Raw genomic sequence first — 13,864 nt, 5'->3', positions numbered from 1 at the left:
CCTGCCAGCGGTTTCACTGACAGGCAGCAGCGCAGAAGGAGGGTTACGATTTATCAGGGTCCTCATAGCGCCGTTTGGCGTCCAGCGCTTCGCTCTCGACAGGATGTTCGCTAATCAGTGAATCGGGGGTGGGATAATCGGCGCGCAGCTGGTACCAGGTCTCAGTCTGGCCCTTCTGACCTTTCTCAACGGCAACGACGCGCGCTTCTCGCGGATATGGCGGTCGGTCTGGCATAGCTCTTCCCTCTTTTAGCGTACGAGCTATAAAGTATAGATACCCGCGCTCTGTTTACCGTAGGTAAAGTCCTAACTCGCTCCGTTATCCGCCAGCCTGAAGGATTAATTAGCGACCGTACAGGCGCTCTGCAGCGTCGCCACAATCTGCCCGACCACCTCATCCGGCGCGGCGGTCGCATCAATGATATGGTGCGCGGTAGCCCGGTACAGCGCCTCCCTTTGTGCCAGCACTTCGCCAACTTCATCGCGGATCGGTTTGCCGGTCAGGGTCGGGCGCTGTTCGGTTTTCGGATACGCTTCAAGGCGGTCAATCAGCGCTGATACCGAGGCCTGGAGATAGATCACCACGCCGTTTTCGCGCATAAACTGACGGTTCTCTTCGATCAGCACAATGCCACCACCGGTAGCAATAACCGTTCCCGGCTGGGTGACCGCTTTTAGCGCCTGCGACTCCAGCTCGCGGAAGCGATCCCAGCCCTCCTGCTCGACAATCGTCGCGACCGTACGCTGCTCATGCGCCTGCAGGGCATGATCGGTATCGGTAAACTGGTAATTACGCGCCCGTGCCAGCGCGTGGCCGATCGTCGTTTTACCGCAGCCGCGCGGACCGATGAGATAGATTGGCTGTGTCATTACCGAAGACCCTCTGGTTCCGCATTTTGCGGGAAAATGAATACGAAAAGTAAGCAATGATACCTGCAAAGCGGCGTCACGATAATCGTAAAATAAACGTTACAAATAATCAGATATTCCCTTTCATCATAGAGAGCAAAGGGATTTGGCATGTAAACTTATCATTGCATTAAATGTTGTGCCAGATTTACCGCTACTTAGGGATTATTTTTTAGCCGCTGGCTGGCGTAAACGGTAACACATTTATGCAAAGCTTTACGCTGCAACATATTTACAACATGGTCAGTTCAGACGCACTCTGACCGTAATTTATCAGTGTGACAGAGGAATGTATCATGCAATCTGAAGAACAACGCCTTATTGATGGGCTGTTTTCCCGACTAAAAGAGGCCGGGACGCAGAGCGCATCGCGCGATGCCAGCGCCGAGGAGCGGATTGCGCAGCACATCAAGGAGCAGCCGGCCGCCCCCTACTACATGGCGCAAACGATCCTCATTCAGGAAGCGGCGATTAAGCAGCTCAACGATCGTATCCAGTCGCTGGAAAGCCAGGTGACGCAGCTGCGGGCGGCAAAACCGAGCAGCGGCGGATTTCTCTCCGGCCTGTTCGGCGGCGGCCAGTCGCAGTCGCGTGGTTCCGACCCTATTCCGGGCGCGGAGCAGTACGGTCGGCCGCAGGCCAGCGCGCAGCCGCAGTATGCCCCGCAAATGCAGCCGCAGAACTACGCTCCTCAGGCGGCTCGCGGCGGCGGCTTTATGGCCGGCGCGCTCCAGACCGCCGCAGGCGTAGCGGGAGGCGTGGTGCTCGGCAACATGCTGACCAATATGTTCAGCGGATCGCATCCGCAGGAGATCGTCAATATCATTGAAGAGAAGCCGCAGGCTGACCTCACGCAGGCGGCGGATAGCAGCGCGTCGGACGATCTCTTCCGCCAGGACGACAATCAGTTCCTTGCGGATAACAGCACCTACAGCTCCGACTTCGACGCCGGTTTCGGCGATGACGACATCGGCAGCGATGACGATAGCTGGGTTTAAGCTACCTATCCTTAGTCTCTGAAAGCCACTTCTCCAGCGCGGCGGCAAACTGCTGACGGTCGCGCTGCGATAAGGTATCCGGGCCGCCGGTTTGCACGCCGCTGGCCCGCATCGTCTCCATAAAATCACGCATCGTCAGGCGCTCGCGAATGGTGGCCTCGCTGTAGCGCTCGCCGCGCGGATTGAGCGCCGCGCCGCCTTTGGTCAGCACTTCGGCGGCCAGCGGAATATCGGCGGTAATCACCAGATCGCCCGGCTCACACAGGCGAACGATTTCATTATCGGCCACATCAAAGCCCTGTGGTACGCGTAGGGTACGAATAACGCGCGACGGCGGTACCCGCAGCGCCTGGTTTGCCACCAGCGTCATCGGCGTTTGCGTGCGCTCGGCGGCACGAAACAAAATTTCTTTAATCACGTTTGGACACGCGTCCGCATCAACCCAAATATGCATTCCAGCTCCTGTTGACGGAAAAGGGAGCTATTATTGTCACCTGCTTTTGTCCCCCGGGAAAGCTCCGGAGTGATAAGCTAGATAGCTCACGACAAAATAAGCACAGGAGAAGGGTGATGGAGAAGAAAATTGGCTTTATCGGCTGCGGTAATATGGGTAAGGCCATTCTCGGCGGCCTGATCGCCAGCGGGCAGGTACAGCCGGGACAAATTTGGGTCTACACCCCGTCGCCGGAAAAAGTGGCGGCCCTACGCGACCAGTACGGGATCAATGCGGCGGAGAGCGCCCAGGACGTTGCGCAGGTCGCGGATATCGTGTTCGGCGCGGTGAAGCCGGGGATTATGGTTAAAGTGCTGAGCGACGTCGCCTCCAGCCTGAACAAAGATTCTCTGGTGGTCTCCATCGCTGCGGGCGTCACCCTCGATCAGCTCGCGCGCGCGCTGGGACACGATCGCAAAATCGTCCGCGCCATGCCGAACACGCCGTCTCTGGTCAACGCGGGGATGACCTCGGTCACGCCTAACGCGCTGGTCACCAGCGAAGAAACCGCTGAAATTCTGACTATTTTCCGCTGCTTTGGTCAGGCTGAGATTATCGCGGAGCCGATGATCCATCCGGTGGTCGGCGTCAGCGGCTCCGCGCCGGCCTACGTATTTATGTTTATTGAAGCGATGGCTGATGCCGCCGTCCTCGGCGGAATGCCGCGGGCCCAGGCCTATAAGTTTGCCGCCCAGGCGGTGATGGGCTCGGCTAAAATGGTGCTGGAAAGCGGAGAGCATCCTGGTGCGCTGAAGGATATGGTGTGCTCGCCGGGCGGAACCACTATCGAGGCGGTTAGGGTGCTGGAAGAGAAAGGTTTCCGTTCAGCGGTGATCGAAGCGATGGTGAAATGCATGGAAAAATCAGAGAAGCTCAGCCGCTCCTGAAGCCAGGAATAATCGCGGGTGAGGCCTGGCCTCACCCGTTTCCACTACCCCTGTTTTTTCAGGCAGGCGCTCATAAATTTCTTACGGTCGTCCCCTTTCAGCGACTGCTGGGTCGCCTGGCCGTTACATTCGCCCATTTTTTGCTGCTGAGGCGTTAACCCTTTACTCTCCTGAGCCGGCGCATCTTTCTTCAGACAGCTGCTCATAAACGCTTTGCGCTCATCCCCTTTCAGCGATTTTGCCGACGCATCTTTGTTACAGACCGTCATTTTTTGCTGCTGGGGAGTCGGCGTTTTTTCCGCGGCACTTACCGCTGTGGCAAAGACCAAACCAAACAACAGGGCTACCAGTAATGTTATTTTCATCGCACCATCCTTCTGTGAGTCAATCTCTGTAAGTCTGGTCGCTGACGGGAAAAAAACCAGCCGGCGGCAGAAATTCGCCGCCGGCACGGGCTTAATTCAGACCCAGGGCAGCTTTCATGGTGTAGAACAGATCGGTTTGATCGGTTAAGCCCACTACGTTCGCGGCATGCGGGCCGTAGGCGGCGATACGCAGCTGCGTACCGGTATGCTCCATCGACTCTCCCTCGGAGTTACCGTAGCTCATCACCATCACCGAACCGTCTTTCGTGGTCAGCGCCTGAGTCAGGCCCGGCGCTTTCGAATCAGCGGGGATAATCTGGCTGGAATGCGCGTGATCGGCGGTCACCACCACCAGGGTGTTGCCATCTTTTTTGGCGAACTCCAGCGCTTTTTGCACCGCTTCGTCAAGATCGACGGTTTCGCCAATCTGGCCGCACGGGTTCGCCGCGTGATCCTGTTTGTCGATGGAGGCCCCTTCAACCTGCAGGAAGAAGCCCTTCTCATTGCTGCTCAGCAGGCTGATGGCTTTATCCGTCATCTGCGCCAGCGTCGGCACCGAGGCGTCACGCTTCGCGTTCGGCGTGCAGGTCACCGCCGGCTTGTCGATATTGCCGTGCAGGGAGGCTTTAGGCCCTTCCCAGCGTACCGGCATATTACCGTCAGAAAACAGCCCCAGCAGCGGTTTGCCCTGGTTGGCTTCGCCGACCGCGGCCAGCGAAGTGGCGTCGGTGACAATCTGGTAGCCGCGAGCGACCGCCTGGTCATGCAGCGTTTTGCCCTGCCATTCACCGGCGGTGGCGGTTTCGGCGAACGTTTTAGCCCCGCCGCCTAGCGTTACGTCGGCGCGGGCGTTCAGCAGCTGCTCGGTAATCGAACCCTTGCCGCCTTTTTCCAGCGCGTTGGCCGGACATTTTTCGCTGGTGACGCTGGGGCCGTAGCATTTACGTGAAGTCACGTGCGCCACCAGCGCGGCTGGGGTGGCGTCCTGCAGTTCGGCGGTAGAGACGTTGCCGGTAGCAAAGCCGGCGGCTTTCGCCAGCTCAAGGATGGTCTGGTGATCTTTTTCGTGGATATCGACGCCCAGCGCGCCGTTATAGCTTTTTACGCCGGTGGTCCAGGCCGTCGCGGACGCGGCGGAATCGGTCACATAATCCGGCTTGCCGGTTTTCTTATCCAGAGAATAATGGGTGTACTGGCCGGTCAACGGCAGCGCATCAATACCTTTGAAGAAGCCGCCTGCGCCTTCGGCGTAATTGCGGGCGGCGGTAATTTCTGAATCCCCCATTCCGTCACCAATCAGCAAAATAATATTTTTCGCAGGTTTGTTGATTAATGAGGCCTGCAAAGCGGCAGTTTGGTCGCCGCTTAAACGACGAGCGCCGCCGGGAGTTGTGATATCTCCCTGGGCGGCGCGATTATCCAGAGCCGGGGCGGACGGGGTATCAGCATGAATAACCGGGGAAGCCAGCAGAGGCAGCAGGGCAATAAAGAGGGCGCTTAATTTCACTTTTGTCGTCTCCATGTAAAAATACTTAAAAAACAAAACGTGGGAGACTTTATAAAAGCGATGTGACAGTAAAATGACAGCATCCATACCTTGTCACTGGCGCTAGCTACGAGGATGCCGCAACAGCTTTTTTATATATTGCTGCAACCGCTGGGTATCGCGCTCATCGACCAGCGGGCCCGGGCTGGCCTGCTCTATAGCCTGTTCAATGTCGTGAATTAACGCCTGCTGCGCGTCCTGCGCCATATGCCTTAGCAGCGCCGTCACCACCACTTCCAGCGCCTCAACCTGCACCGTCAGCTCCTTTGTTTCCTCTTCCTTTTGTGCCAGATTTACCAGTAGCTCGGCAATGAGATTCTTCACAACGCTTTATCCTTAGGCGAGGTCAGTTGAGTTGCTATTTATGTCATACATTAGCCGTCGGATACCAGAATTATTTTTTTAAAATGATTACTCACCGCCATCAATATTAAGCGAAACGTTTTGCTCATTACTTATTTGGCATGAGGAATACCGCGAATACCGGCGTAATAATCTTCATAACTAAATTTAATAGATAAGAGTTAAAAAGAATATTGCTATTCCAGCGGGCCCGGCAATAATGCCGAAAGGCGGTAAACCTGGCGGCACCTGGAGCATAGCTATGTAACGGGTCGGGACTCATGGACGAGCCGGGCGCCGCAGGGTCAAGGCATCGGCAATTTTAAGCATGGCGCATATATAACTATAACGTATCGCCATAATATATCTGATAGCCCAAATTCACGCTGTCCGGCGCATCTTTACCGGCAAGTCTGGCGAGCAGTATTTCGCTGGCCGTTTTACCGATGTCATAACGTGGGGTAATGACGCTGGCTATTTTCTGCAAACTCGCGCGGCCAATTTCCAGCCCGTGAAAACCAGCAATAGCCATCTCCTGCGGCACCGCTTTACCCTGCGACTGGCATTCAAGCAATACGCCAACCGCCAGATCGTCATTGGTACAAAAAATCGCGTCGATACCCGGGCACGACTGCTGCATTTTCAGGAACATCTGCCGCCCAAGGGCGACCGAAGAAATAGTACGCGGAGCCATATGATACGCCTTCAGGCCATGAGCCTGCAGCGCCAGTTCGGTACCGCGAAAACGGCTCAGATCGCGGGGATCGTCCATTGAGCCAAAAAAGGCGATTGACCGTTTGCCGCTTTCGAGAAAAGCGTTGGTCATGTCCCATGCGGCCTTTTCGTTATCGAATCCCACCTGAATATCAAGCTGCGGGCCACCGAAGTCCATCAGTTCCGCAACCGGAATACCGCTCGCGCGTACGTATTGGATCATGCGATCGCTATGCTGCTTGCCGGTCAGGATCAGGCCATCGATATTATATGAAAGCAGGTTGAGCACTTCGCGCTCTTCGCGCTGCGGGTCATATTCGTAGTTAGCGATCAGGGTCTGGTACTGATGCGCGGAAGTCACCGACTCAATACCGGCCAGCACGTCGGCGAAAATCTGATTGCGAAAGGAGGGGATCAGCACGCCGATTGTTTTACTGCGCGCGTTGAGCAGGATTTCCGGTGCCCGGTTAGGGATGTAGTTATTCTCTTCCATGACTTTAGAAATAAGCTCGCGGCTGCGCTGCGACACCTGGCCTGGGTCGCGCAAATAGCGGCTCACCGTCATTTTATTAAGCCCCGCCAGGTTGGCGATATCCTGTAATGTCATCCGGCTGTTTTTCATCAGGTTCTCTACGACAAACGACTTATGTGCTCGCAGAGAACCTTACCACAGCAGCTACGGTTTATGTTAACCCGCAACCTTTTTTGCCGTTACCAGTGATGAAGAGGGTTCATTATTGGCACGCACGTTATACATCAGCACCACCGAGGCCAGCAGCGCGATAGCCATAAAGGTGTAAGAAACGCCGGGACCGCCCGTAACGCCATTCAAATAGCCAACCAGCCACGCGCCGAGGAAAGCACCAAGCGCCCCGAAGCTGTTAATCAGCCCCATAGAAACGCCGGAGACGTTACGCGGCAGCAGCTCAGGAATCAGCGCAAAGAAAGGACCGTACGGCGCGTACATGCAGGCGGCGGCAATCACCAGCAGCGCATAAGAGAACCAGAACGCCTGGTTGCCCACCATCCATGAACCGAAGAAGGCAATAGCGGCGATCAGTAACAATGGCCAAATGAACAGCTTACGATTCTGGAACTTGTCCGACAGCCAGGAGACCGTCAGCATTAATATAATGGCAGCCAGATACGGCACGGCCGCCAGCCAGCCTACCGCCACAATATCCATCTGTGCGGCATTTTTCAGAATCGACGGCATCCACATCATAAAACCGTACACGCCGATGCTCCACAGCGCATGCACGGCGCACAGCATTATGACGTTGCGCGACCGCAGCGCTTCGCCATAATTACGTACCGGCTTGATATTACTCTGTTCGCTATCCATCGCCTGCTGCAGAGTCTGTTTTTCCTGCTCATTCAGCCAGGATACCTCTGAGGGTTTATCGCGAACCAGTATCCACCAGCATACCGCCCACAGGACCGCCGGAATGCCTTCGATAATAAACATCTCCCGCCAGCCCCAGGACTGAATCAGGTAGCCGGAAACGATAGACATCCACAGCACGGTCACCGGATTACCGAGGATCAGGAAGGTATTGGCACGTGAACGCTCGGTTTTGGTAAACCAGTTGCTGATATAAATCAGCATCGCTGGCATCACCGCCGCCTCGACCACGCCGAGGGTAAAGCGAATAGCCATCAACATCGGAATATTACTGACAAATCCGGTCGCCGCCGCGCAGACGCCCCATAATATAAGGCTGCAAAAAATCATTTTGCGCACGCTGCGCTTTACGGCATATATCGCGCCGGGAACCTGGAAAAAGAAATAGCCGAGAAAAAAGAGCGCACCAATCAGTGACGCAGTCCCTTTGGTTATACCTAAATCATTTTCAATTCCCGCCGCGGCGGCAAATCCGTAATTCGCGCGGTCAAGATATGCCAGACTATAGGTAATAAAAATGATGGGCATTAAATACCACCAGCGACGCGCTGGTAACTTCGCGAGCATTTGCATAAGCAATCCTCAGATTATGATCGTAATCAACCGGGTTTAATTATTACTTCAGCTTAATTTTATTAACTGCGCCTAAAAACAATAGCGATGCAGCCTGAAATATAGTGAGAATTAGACTGCGGCTAGCATCCCGCCGTCGACAAACAACACATGACCGTTAACGAAGTTTGCTGCCGGAGAGGCCAGATACACCGCAGCGCCAATCAGCTCTTCCGGTTTTCCCCAGCGGGCCGCCGGCGTACGCTGATACAGCCATGCGGAAAACGCCTCGTCGTCCACCAGCGCAGCCGTCATCTCGGTAGCAAAATAGCCGGGTGCAATGCCATTAACCTGAATATTATATTCCGCCAGTTCCACGCACATTCCGCGGGTTAGCATTTTAACCGCCCCTTTCGATGCGGCATAAGGGGTAATGGTTTTTCGACCTAATTCACTTTGCATCGAGCAAATATTTATTATTTTACCCGCACGACGTGTCATCATATATTTAGCAACCTGCTGCGAGACGAGGAATACGCCTTTCTGGTTAACTTCAATAACCCGATCCCACTCCTCTTCGGGGAATTCAGTAAAAGGATATCGACGCTGGATCCCGGCGTTATTAATTAAAATATCTATCGCACCAATTTCCTGCTCAATACGGGTAATCCCACGCTCAATCTCCGCCGCCTTAGTCACATCAAATGCGCATCCCACTGCGCGATAGCCTCGGGCAACCAGCGCCTGCGCGGCCTGGTCCGCACGCTGCTGAGTCCGATCGTTGATAATGATCTCCGCGCCGTACTCTGCAAGGCCGCCGGCCAGCAGATTGCCAATCCCCTGAGCAGAACCGGTGATGAGCGCTCGTTTCCCTGACAAATCGAATAAATTTCTCATAAAACCTCTTTCCAGATAGATGTTACGCGTAACTGTATACGCGTAACAGCTACAAATAGAAGGGGCGAAGAGGTGAAAATGATCATTTTGTGATCGGAGATACATTTATAACCGAGAGATATCGGTAACCGGCATTTACGCTGTGACGTAAATACCGGCAGAAGGGAGGAGTGTGATTAAGCCGTCGTTTGGCGGCTGCGCCGCAGCATAACGGCCAGCTGCCAAAGGTTAATAAGGACGATAATCGCCGTGGCGATAAACACCCAGCGGAAGCCGGCCATTGCCGATACCGAGGCGCCAATCAGCGGCCCGACCACGTTCCCCAGATACATAAACGACTGGTTGTAGCCGAAGATGCGTCCGGTAACGCTATCGCTGCAGTATTTGAGCAGCAGGGTTTGCACCGCGGGCAGCATCGCGCCGTCGGCAAAGCCAAGCATGAAGCGCAGCACGCCCAGCTGCAGCGGCGTGGTCACGAACGACATCGCGAAGAACATCACCACCGCGCAGCACAGCGTCGCCAGCAGGATCCGCGAGGTTCCGATCCGATCGCCAAGCTTGCCCAAACGCGGGGCCGAGATCAGCGCCGAAACGCCCGGCACGGCGGCAATCATTCCGGCGAGGAAGGCAATATTATTACTCTCCGGGGCCATCGATTTGATAAACAGCGCCAGAATCGGGCCGATTGAACCGTTGCACAGCTGGATCACCAGGGTCGTGAAGAACAGGCTAATAACCAGGCCAGGATACGGCAGCGAAGCAAATACCTCTCTGCCGCTTAAGCGATCCGCTTTGTTGACCTGCGGGCGCACGCCCTCTTTAATCAGGAACAGCGTCACCAGGAAGCTCACCGTCAGCAAAATGGCGGTAATGATAAATACCATTCGCAGCCCAACGTGGTCGGCAAGGAAGCCCCCCAGCAGCGGTCCGCCGATTACGCCGCTAATTTGCGCCGTCGACAGGGTACTGAGCGCCCAGCCGCTGCGCTCTCGCGGTACCTGGGAGGCCACCAGCGCCATCGCATTGGGAATATATCCGGAAGTCAGCCCCATCACCGCACGCAGGATAAACAGCTGCCAGACGTTAGTCGCAAAGGCCTGGAGCAGGATGGCAATCGCCATCCCCAGGGAGGCGCGCAGCAGCATCAGCTTGCGCCCTTTGCGATCCGCGAGGCTGCCCCACATCGGCGAAACGATGGCCGATACCAGGAAGGTGACGCTAAAGGTCAGGCCCGACCACATCGACAGCGCCTCGTGAGAGGTGACGCCGAGCTGGGAAACATAGAGCGGCAAAAACGGGAGAATTTGGCTGATTGCCAGGCCGGTGAAAAAGCACCCGAACCAGACGGAGATAAGATTAACCTTCCAGGATTCCATAACTACGCGTATTCATTAGTTTTTTGTGAATTATTATCTAGCTTAGCAATTTCCCTCAGCGGGCGTATTACCAGAGATGCGCTAGCGATCAGTTTAGTATTTTATCGCTCCATATCCCGATTTATAAAATATTATCAGAGCTAATCGCCGGAGCCTCAGCGCGTTGTGCTGAGGCTCCGGCACCGGCGGGCATCGGTTTCCGCCCTCGCCTGCCGATCCGCAGCGGCGGTTGAACAGCTTTTAACCCCCTGCGATCTGCCGCAGAGATTCTGGCAGCCACGCCGTCATTGCGCATGCTATGTTATGTGCTTTGATGTAATCAGGATGGAAGTTGAAATGGCTAAGATGAGGGTTGGGATCGTTTTTGGCGGCAAGTCGGCAGAACATGAAGTGTCGCTGCAGTCGGCGAAGAACATCGTGGAAGCAATTGATAAATCGCGCTTTGACGTCGTTCTGCTGGGGATTGATAAGCAGGGTATCTGGCATATTAACGATGCCGGTAACTATCTGTTGAACCCGCAGGATCCTGCCCGTATTGCGCTGCGTCCCTCTGATGTCACGCTGGCACAGATTCCCGGTCGCGAATCCGGGCAGCTGATTAATGCCGACAGCGGCCAACCGCTGGCCGCCATCGACGTCATTTTCCCGATAGTGCACGGCACTTTGGGAGAAGACGGCTCGCTGCAGGGTATGCTGCGGATGGCTAACCTGCCCTTCGTCGGCTCGGACGTGCTCGGCTCCGCCGCCTGCATGGATAAAGACGTCACCAAACGCCTGCTGCGTGACGCCGGCCTGTCTATCGCGCCGTTTATTACCCTGACCCGCGCCAACCGCCAGCGTTTTAGCTTCGCTGAAGTGCAAAGCACGCTCGGCCTGCCGCTGTTTGTCAAACCGGCCAATCAGGGTTCGTCGGTGGGCGTCAGCAAGGTGAACAACGAAGAACAGTATCAGCAGGCGGTCGCGCTGGCTTTTGAATTTGACCATAAAGTGGTGGTTGAACAAGGGATTAAAGGCCGGGAGATCGAGTGCGCGGTATTGGGTAACGACGCTCCTCAGGCCAGCACCTGCGGCGAAATCGTCCTCAACAGCGAATTCTACGCCTACGACACCAAATACATTGACGACCAGGGAGCGAAAGTCGTCGTTCCGGCGGCCATCGACGGTGAAGTTAACGATAAAATTCGGGATATTGCCGTTCGTGCCTATCAGACGCTCGGCTGTAGCGGCATGGCGCGCGTCGACGTATTTCTGACGGCAGATAATGAAGTTGTTATCAATGAAATCAACACGCTGCCAGGATTTACCAATATCAGCATGTATCCCAAACTGTGGCAAGCCAGCGGGCTGGATTATACCAGCCTGATCACCCGCCTGATTGAGCTGGCGCTGGAGCGTCACGCCGCCGATCGGGCGCTGAAAACTTCGATGAACTGATGAGATTGCCCCGGCGGCGCTGCGCTTGCCGGGGCGACAGGTTTACGGCCCGGTCGGCTGGATAACCCGCAGCGCCCTAAGCTTCCTCTGCCGGACGACGGCGAATAATAAACCCCGCCAGCCAGAAACTAATGACCCAGGTCACCAGCCCGACGGCATAGGATTGCCAGCCCTGAGTTTCAAACCCCAGCAGCCCCACAACGCCATTCAGAATAAAAATTAACCCCAGCGCAATAGCGTAATAGTGCCAGTCACGGCGAATTTTCTCAGTGAGCTTCATGACAACTCCAACGGCAAAAAAATCATCTTCGCACAGGCGCAATCCGCGGTCTGTAGCGACGTTGAGAATTATTTAACAGTGGGAGATGGCTCTCCATTTCACAAATTTTTAGCACGCTCGCAAAGTGGCAAGTTCAGGAGTATTCCTGGCCGAAAATTACCAGCAATCTGATACTGGATAGCGCCCTCCGCTGCCAGAATAATCGCCGTGTAGCCGGTGTAAAAAGCGGCTGAGAAGTGGAGTACGGAGGTTATATGGCAGAGTTTGCCTTTTCAAAAGCGCTCTTTGGCAAAAAAAGAAGGAGCCCGCTGACCAGCAGCAATATCGCCTACGGACTGTTTGTGCTGTTCTGCTTCTGGGCCGGGGCGCAAATGCTGAGCATGCTGGTGCACGCGCCCGGCGTTTTTGAACACTTAATACAGGTCCAGAACACCCACCATCCGCGTATAGAAATAAGCCTGGCGGTAGGGACAGTATTTGGCCTGGTCCCCTTTCTGTCTGGCTGCCTGCTGGTCGCTCTGCTCGGGCTGATCCTGCGCTGGCGCAATAATCGCTAACGACGCGCCATGCAGCTGGCGCGCCTGTCATCAACCCGCTTAGCGAACCAGGCTGTCGTCAGGTTTCGCGTAATTTTAGGGCTTTCGAGCTGAATACCGGGGAGTATTTCTCGCGGCACGGCCTTGCCTGCTTTCCGATCGGCAAGGCGGAAAATCTGCTGATAGAGGTCGGTTTTTTCAAACGCCAGGCTGTCGCCTTTTTTCAGCTGACGGTGAATATCGTCATCGCTCATCGCCAGCTGTCCGGCTACGCGCCGCACCGCCAGTTCCGTGCTTCCCGCCTCATCGCTGTCGTAGCGAATCAAATCCCCGTCCAGCGCCAGCTTCACGCCGCTAACTTTGCTGACCGCATGCTGAAATGCGGCATTGCGGCTGGCGTACCAGCCGGCGTTGAAATCAGCAAAGCGATACAGCGGCACGCTATAGTTCGCCGGATAGTTCAGCAAATGCCGGGTGCCAAACCACAGGCCGCCGCGCAGGCTGAAGACCTCCTTGCGCACGGTGCCCTCCATTTTCCACGGATAGCCATCGGTATGCTGCTGGGCGAAGGCGATGCTTACCTGCATCGGCCCGCCGGTATGCACCGGATTGAGGGAGCCAAACAGGGTCTGGCCCATCGGCACCATGTCGATAAAATCGTCAAATACGGCGCTTAGCTGCTTCTCCGTTTTCACGCTATCCAGGCGTTCGCTGTAGCTTTTACCATCAGGCGAGGGAATTTTTAGCGCGGTATGCACGACGAACAGCGGAATGTGCATTTTCTCCGCCCGGCGGTCTATCTCCTGCCAGGCGATTTTATTCAGCCCCGGCACGACCGGGTCTGACTGATAGTTGGATTCCTGCTGGGCCACCGCCAGCACCGAACAGACGTTTTCTTCCGTCGGCGCCAGCTTCTGGCTTTCGAAGGCTTTAGCGATCGCCTGCGCCCATTGGTCACGGTCCTTCACGCTGGCCGGCATTTTTTGCCGTACCACGGCGGCAACGTCCACGGGCTTTTCGTCTTTTTTTAGCGCCGGCCCCTGATTGCTGGTACAGGCGCTGAGAACCATCCCCGCCAGGAGCGTCAGGGAGAGCGAAACGATACGGGTAGAGGCTGCTGCCGCCATAAT

16 protein-coding genes are annotated in these 13,864 nt (G+C 55.5%); 4 read left to right on the top strand and 12 right to left on the bottom strand.

Annotation, left to right across the window (positions count from 1 at the left end; genetic code table 11):
- Positions 1-43 precede the first annotated feature (43 nt).
- Positions 44-235 (bottom strand): YaiA family protein, encoded by a 192-nt coding sequence (locus NWP14_RS08295; protein ID WP_095094292.1) that lies wholly within the window; start codon positions 233-235, stop codon positions 44-46.
- A gap of 104 nt (positions 236-339) precedes the next feature.
- Entirely contained in the window at positions 340-870 is a 531-nt protein-coding gene (aroL, locus tag NWP14_RS08290) for a shikimate kinase AroL (protein WP_095094290.1), read from the bottom strand.
- A gap of 335 nt (positions 871-1,205) precedes the next feature.
- Between aroL and NWP14_RS08285 the strand changes: the two genes are divergently transcribed.
- Entirely contained in the window at positions 1,206-1,907 is a 702-nt protein-coding gene (locus tag NWP14_RS08285; RefSeq protein ID WP_375215158.1) for a DUF2076 domain-containing protein, read from the top strand.
- A gap of 1 nt (position 1,908) precedes the next feature.
- Here NWP14_RS08285 and NWP14_RS08280 read toward each other — a convergent pair whose 3' ends face one another.
- On the bottom strand, positions 1,909-2,361 hold the full coding sequence (locus NWP14_RS08280) for a YaiI/YqxD family protein (RefSeq protein ID WP_346432021.1): 453 nt from the start codon (positions 2,359-2,361) through the stop codon (positions 1,909-1,911).
- A 116-nt stretch (positions 2,362-2,477) separates the two neighbouring features.
- Between NWP14_RS08280 and proC the strand changes: the two genes are divergently transcribed.
- Positions 2,478-3,287: a pyrroline-5-carboxylate reductase gene (gene proC / locus NWP14_RS08275; protein WP_095094283.1), complete on the top strand. Its 810-nt coding sequence runs from the start codon at positions 2,478-2,480 to the stop codon at positions 3,285-3,287.
- Positions 3,288-3,331: 44 nt separating this feature from the next.
- Here the strand turns inward: proC and psiF are convergent, their stop codons facing one another.
- The 7 genes from psiF to NWP14_RS08240 form a co-directional block, all read right to left on the bottom strand.
- On the bottom strand, positions 3,332-3,652 hold the full coding sequence (gene psiF, locus NWP14_RS08270; protein WP_095094281.1) for a phosphate starvation-inducible protein PsiF: 321 nt from the start codon (positions 3,650-3,652) through the stop codon (positions 3,332-3,334).
- 91 nt (positions 3,653-3,743) lie between these two features.
- Entirely contained in the window at positions 3,744-5,174 is a 1,431-nt protein-coding gene (gene phoA / locus NWP14_RS08265) for an alkaline phosphatase (protein ID WP_346432022.1), read from the bottom strand.
- An 87-nt stretch (positions 5,175-5,261) separates the two neighbouring features.
- A complete protein-coding gene (iraP, locus tag NWP14_RS08260; protein ID WP_095094280.1) occupies positions 5,262-5,522 on the bottom strand; it encodes an anti-adapter protein IraP in 261 nt (86 codons plus the stop codon).
- A 361-nt stretch (positions 5,523-5,883) separates the two neighbouring features.
- Positions 5,884-6,876, bottom strand: coding sequence for a substrate-binding domain-containing protein (locus tag NWP14_RS08255; protein ID WP_331834121.1), 993 nt, complete (start codon positions 6,874-6,876; stop codon positions 5,884-5,886).
- Between the two features lie 66 nt (positions 6,877-6,942).
- Positions 6,943-8,232 carry an MFS transporter gene (locus tag NWP14_RS08250; protein WP_095094277.1) on the bottom strand — a complete coding sequence of 430 codons (1,290 nt, stop codon included), beginning with the start codon at positions 8,230-8,232 and terminating at the stop codon, positions 6,943-6,945.
- A 111-nt stretch (positions 8,233-8,343) separates the two neighbouring features.
- Positions 8,344-9,108 carry a gluconate 5-dehydrogenase gene (idnO, locus tag NWP14_RS08245; RefSeq protein WP_095094275.1) on the bottom strand — a complete coding sequence of 255 codons (765 nt, stop codon included), beginning with the start codon at positions 9,106-9,108 and terminating at the stop codon, positions 8,344-8,346.
- 176 nt (positions 9,109-9,284) lie between these two features.
- Positions 9,285-10,484: a multidrug efflux MFS transporter gene (locus NWP14_RS08240; protein WP_095094273.1), complete on the bottom strand. Its 1,200-nt coding sequence runs from the start codon at positions 10,482-10,484 to the stop codon at positions 9,285-9,287.
- Between the two features lie 336 nt (positions 10,485-10,820).
- On the opposite strand from NWP14_RS08240, the gene ddlA reads away from it, so the two are divergent.
- Entirely contained in the window at positions 10,821-11,918 is a 1,098-nt protein-coding gene (gene ddlA, locus NWP14_RS08235; protein ID WP_095094271.1) for a D-alanine--D-alanine ligase, read from the top strand.
- Positions 11,919-11,994: 76 nt separating this feature from the next.
- Here the strand turns inward: ddlA and NWP14_RS08230 are convergent, their stop codons facing one another.
- The gene (locus NWP14_RS08230; RefSeq protein ID WP_095097897.1) at positions 11,995-12,198 is read right to left on the bottom strand and encodes a DUF2754 family protein; all 204 of its coding nucleotides are present in this window, start codon (positions 12,196-12,198) and stop codon (positions 11,995-11,997) included.
- Between the two features lie 254 nt (positions 12,199-12,452).
- Here NWP14_RS08230 and NWP14_RS08225 point away from each other — a divergent pair, with 254 nt between their 5' ends.
- The gene (locus tag NWP14_RS08225) at positions 12,453-12,755 is read left to right on the top strand and encodes a DUF2755 family protein (RefSeq protein ID WP_095094269.1); all 303 of its coding nucleotides are present in this window, start codon (positions 12,453-12,455) and stop codon (positions 12,753-12,755) included.
- On the opposite strand, the gene NWP14_RS08220 is transcribed toward NWP14_RS08225, so the two are convergent.
- Entirely contained in the window at positions 12,752-13,861 is a 1,110-nt protein-coding gene (locus NWP14_RS08220; protein WP_095094267.1) for a DUF1615 domain-containing protein, read from the bottom strand. The genes NWP14_RS08225 and NWP14_RS08220 overlap by 4 nt on opposite strands.
- Positions 13,862-13,864 lie beyond the last annotated feature (3 nt).

This window comes from Klebsiella sp. C349492, assembly GCF_042055345.1.
In the GTDB taxonomy this organism is placed as follows: domain Bacteria; phylum Pseudomonadota; class Gammaproteobacteria; order Enterobacterales; family Enterobacteriaceae; genus Klebsiella; species Klebsiella scottii.
The sequence above is the reverse complement of the archived record's forward strand: the minus strand, read 5'-3'. Positions and strand labels throughout refer to the sequence as shown.

Coding starts and splice junctions, on each gene's coding strand:
- NWP14_RS08230 (WP_095097897.1), bottom strand. CDS start 12,198: ATGAAGCTCACTGAGAAAATTCGCCGTGACTGGCACTATTACGCTATT.
- idnO (WP_095094275.1), bottom strand. CDS start 9,108: ATGAGAAATTTATTCGATTTGTCAGGGAAACGAGCGCTCATCACCGGT.
- NWP14_RS08220 (WP_095094267.1), bottom strand. CDS start 13,861: ATGGCGGCAGCAGCCTCTACCCGTATCGTTTCGCTCTCCCTGACGCTC.
- NWP14_RS08225 (WP_095094269.1), top strand. CDS start 12,453: ATGGCAGAGTTTGCCTTTTCAAAAGCGCTCTTTGGCAAAAAAAGAAGG.
- phoA (WP_346432022.1), bottom strand. CDS start 5,174: ATGGAGACGACAAAAGTGAAATTAAGCGCCCTCTTTATTGCCCTGCTG.
- NWP14_RS08240 (WP_095094273.1), bottom strand. CDS start 10,484: ATGGAATCCTGGAAGGTTAATCTTATCTCCGTCTGGTTCGGGTGCTTT.
- aroL (WP_095094290.1), bottom strand. CDS start 870: ATGACACAGCCAATCTATCTCATCGGTCCGCGCGGCTGCGGTAAAACG.
- NWP14_RS08280 (WP_346432021.1), bottom strand. CDS start 2,361: ATGCATATTTGGGTTGATGCGGACGCGTGTCCAAACGTGATTAAAGAA.
- NWP14_RS08255 (WP_331834121.1), bottom strand. CDS start 6,876: ATGAAAAACAGCCGGATGACATTACAGGATATCGCCAACCTGGCGGGG.
- ddlA (WP_095094271.1), top strand. CDS start 10,821: ATGGCTAAGATGAGGGTTGGGATCGTTTTTGGCGGCAAGTCGGCAGAA.
- NWP14_RS08285 (WP_375215158.1), top strand. CDS start 1,206: ATGCAATCTGAAGAACAACGCCTTATTGATGGGCTGTTTTCCCGACTA.
- NWP14_RS08295 (WP_095094292.1), bottom strand. CDS start 235: ATGCCAGACCGACCGCCATATCCGCGAGAAGCGCGCGTCGTTGCCGTT.
- NWP14_RS08250 (WP_095094277.1), bottom strand. CDS start 8,232: ATGCAAATGCTCGCGAAGTTACCAGCGCGTCGCTGGTGGTATTTAATG.
- proC (WP_095094283.1), top strand. CDS start 2,478: ATGGAGAAGAAAATTGGCTTTATCGGCTGCGGTAATATGGGTAAGGCC.
- psiF (WP_095094281.1), bottom strand. CDS start 3,652: ATGAAAATAACATTACTGGTAGCCCTGTTGTTTGGTTTGGTCTTTGCC.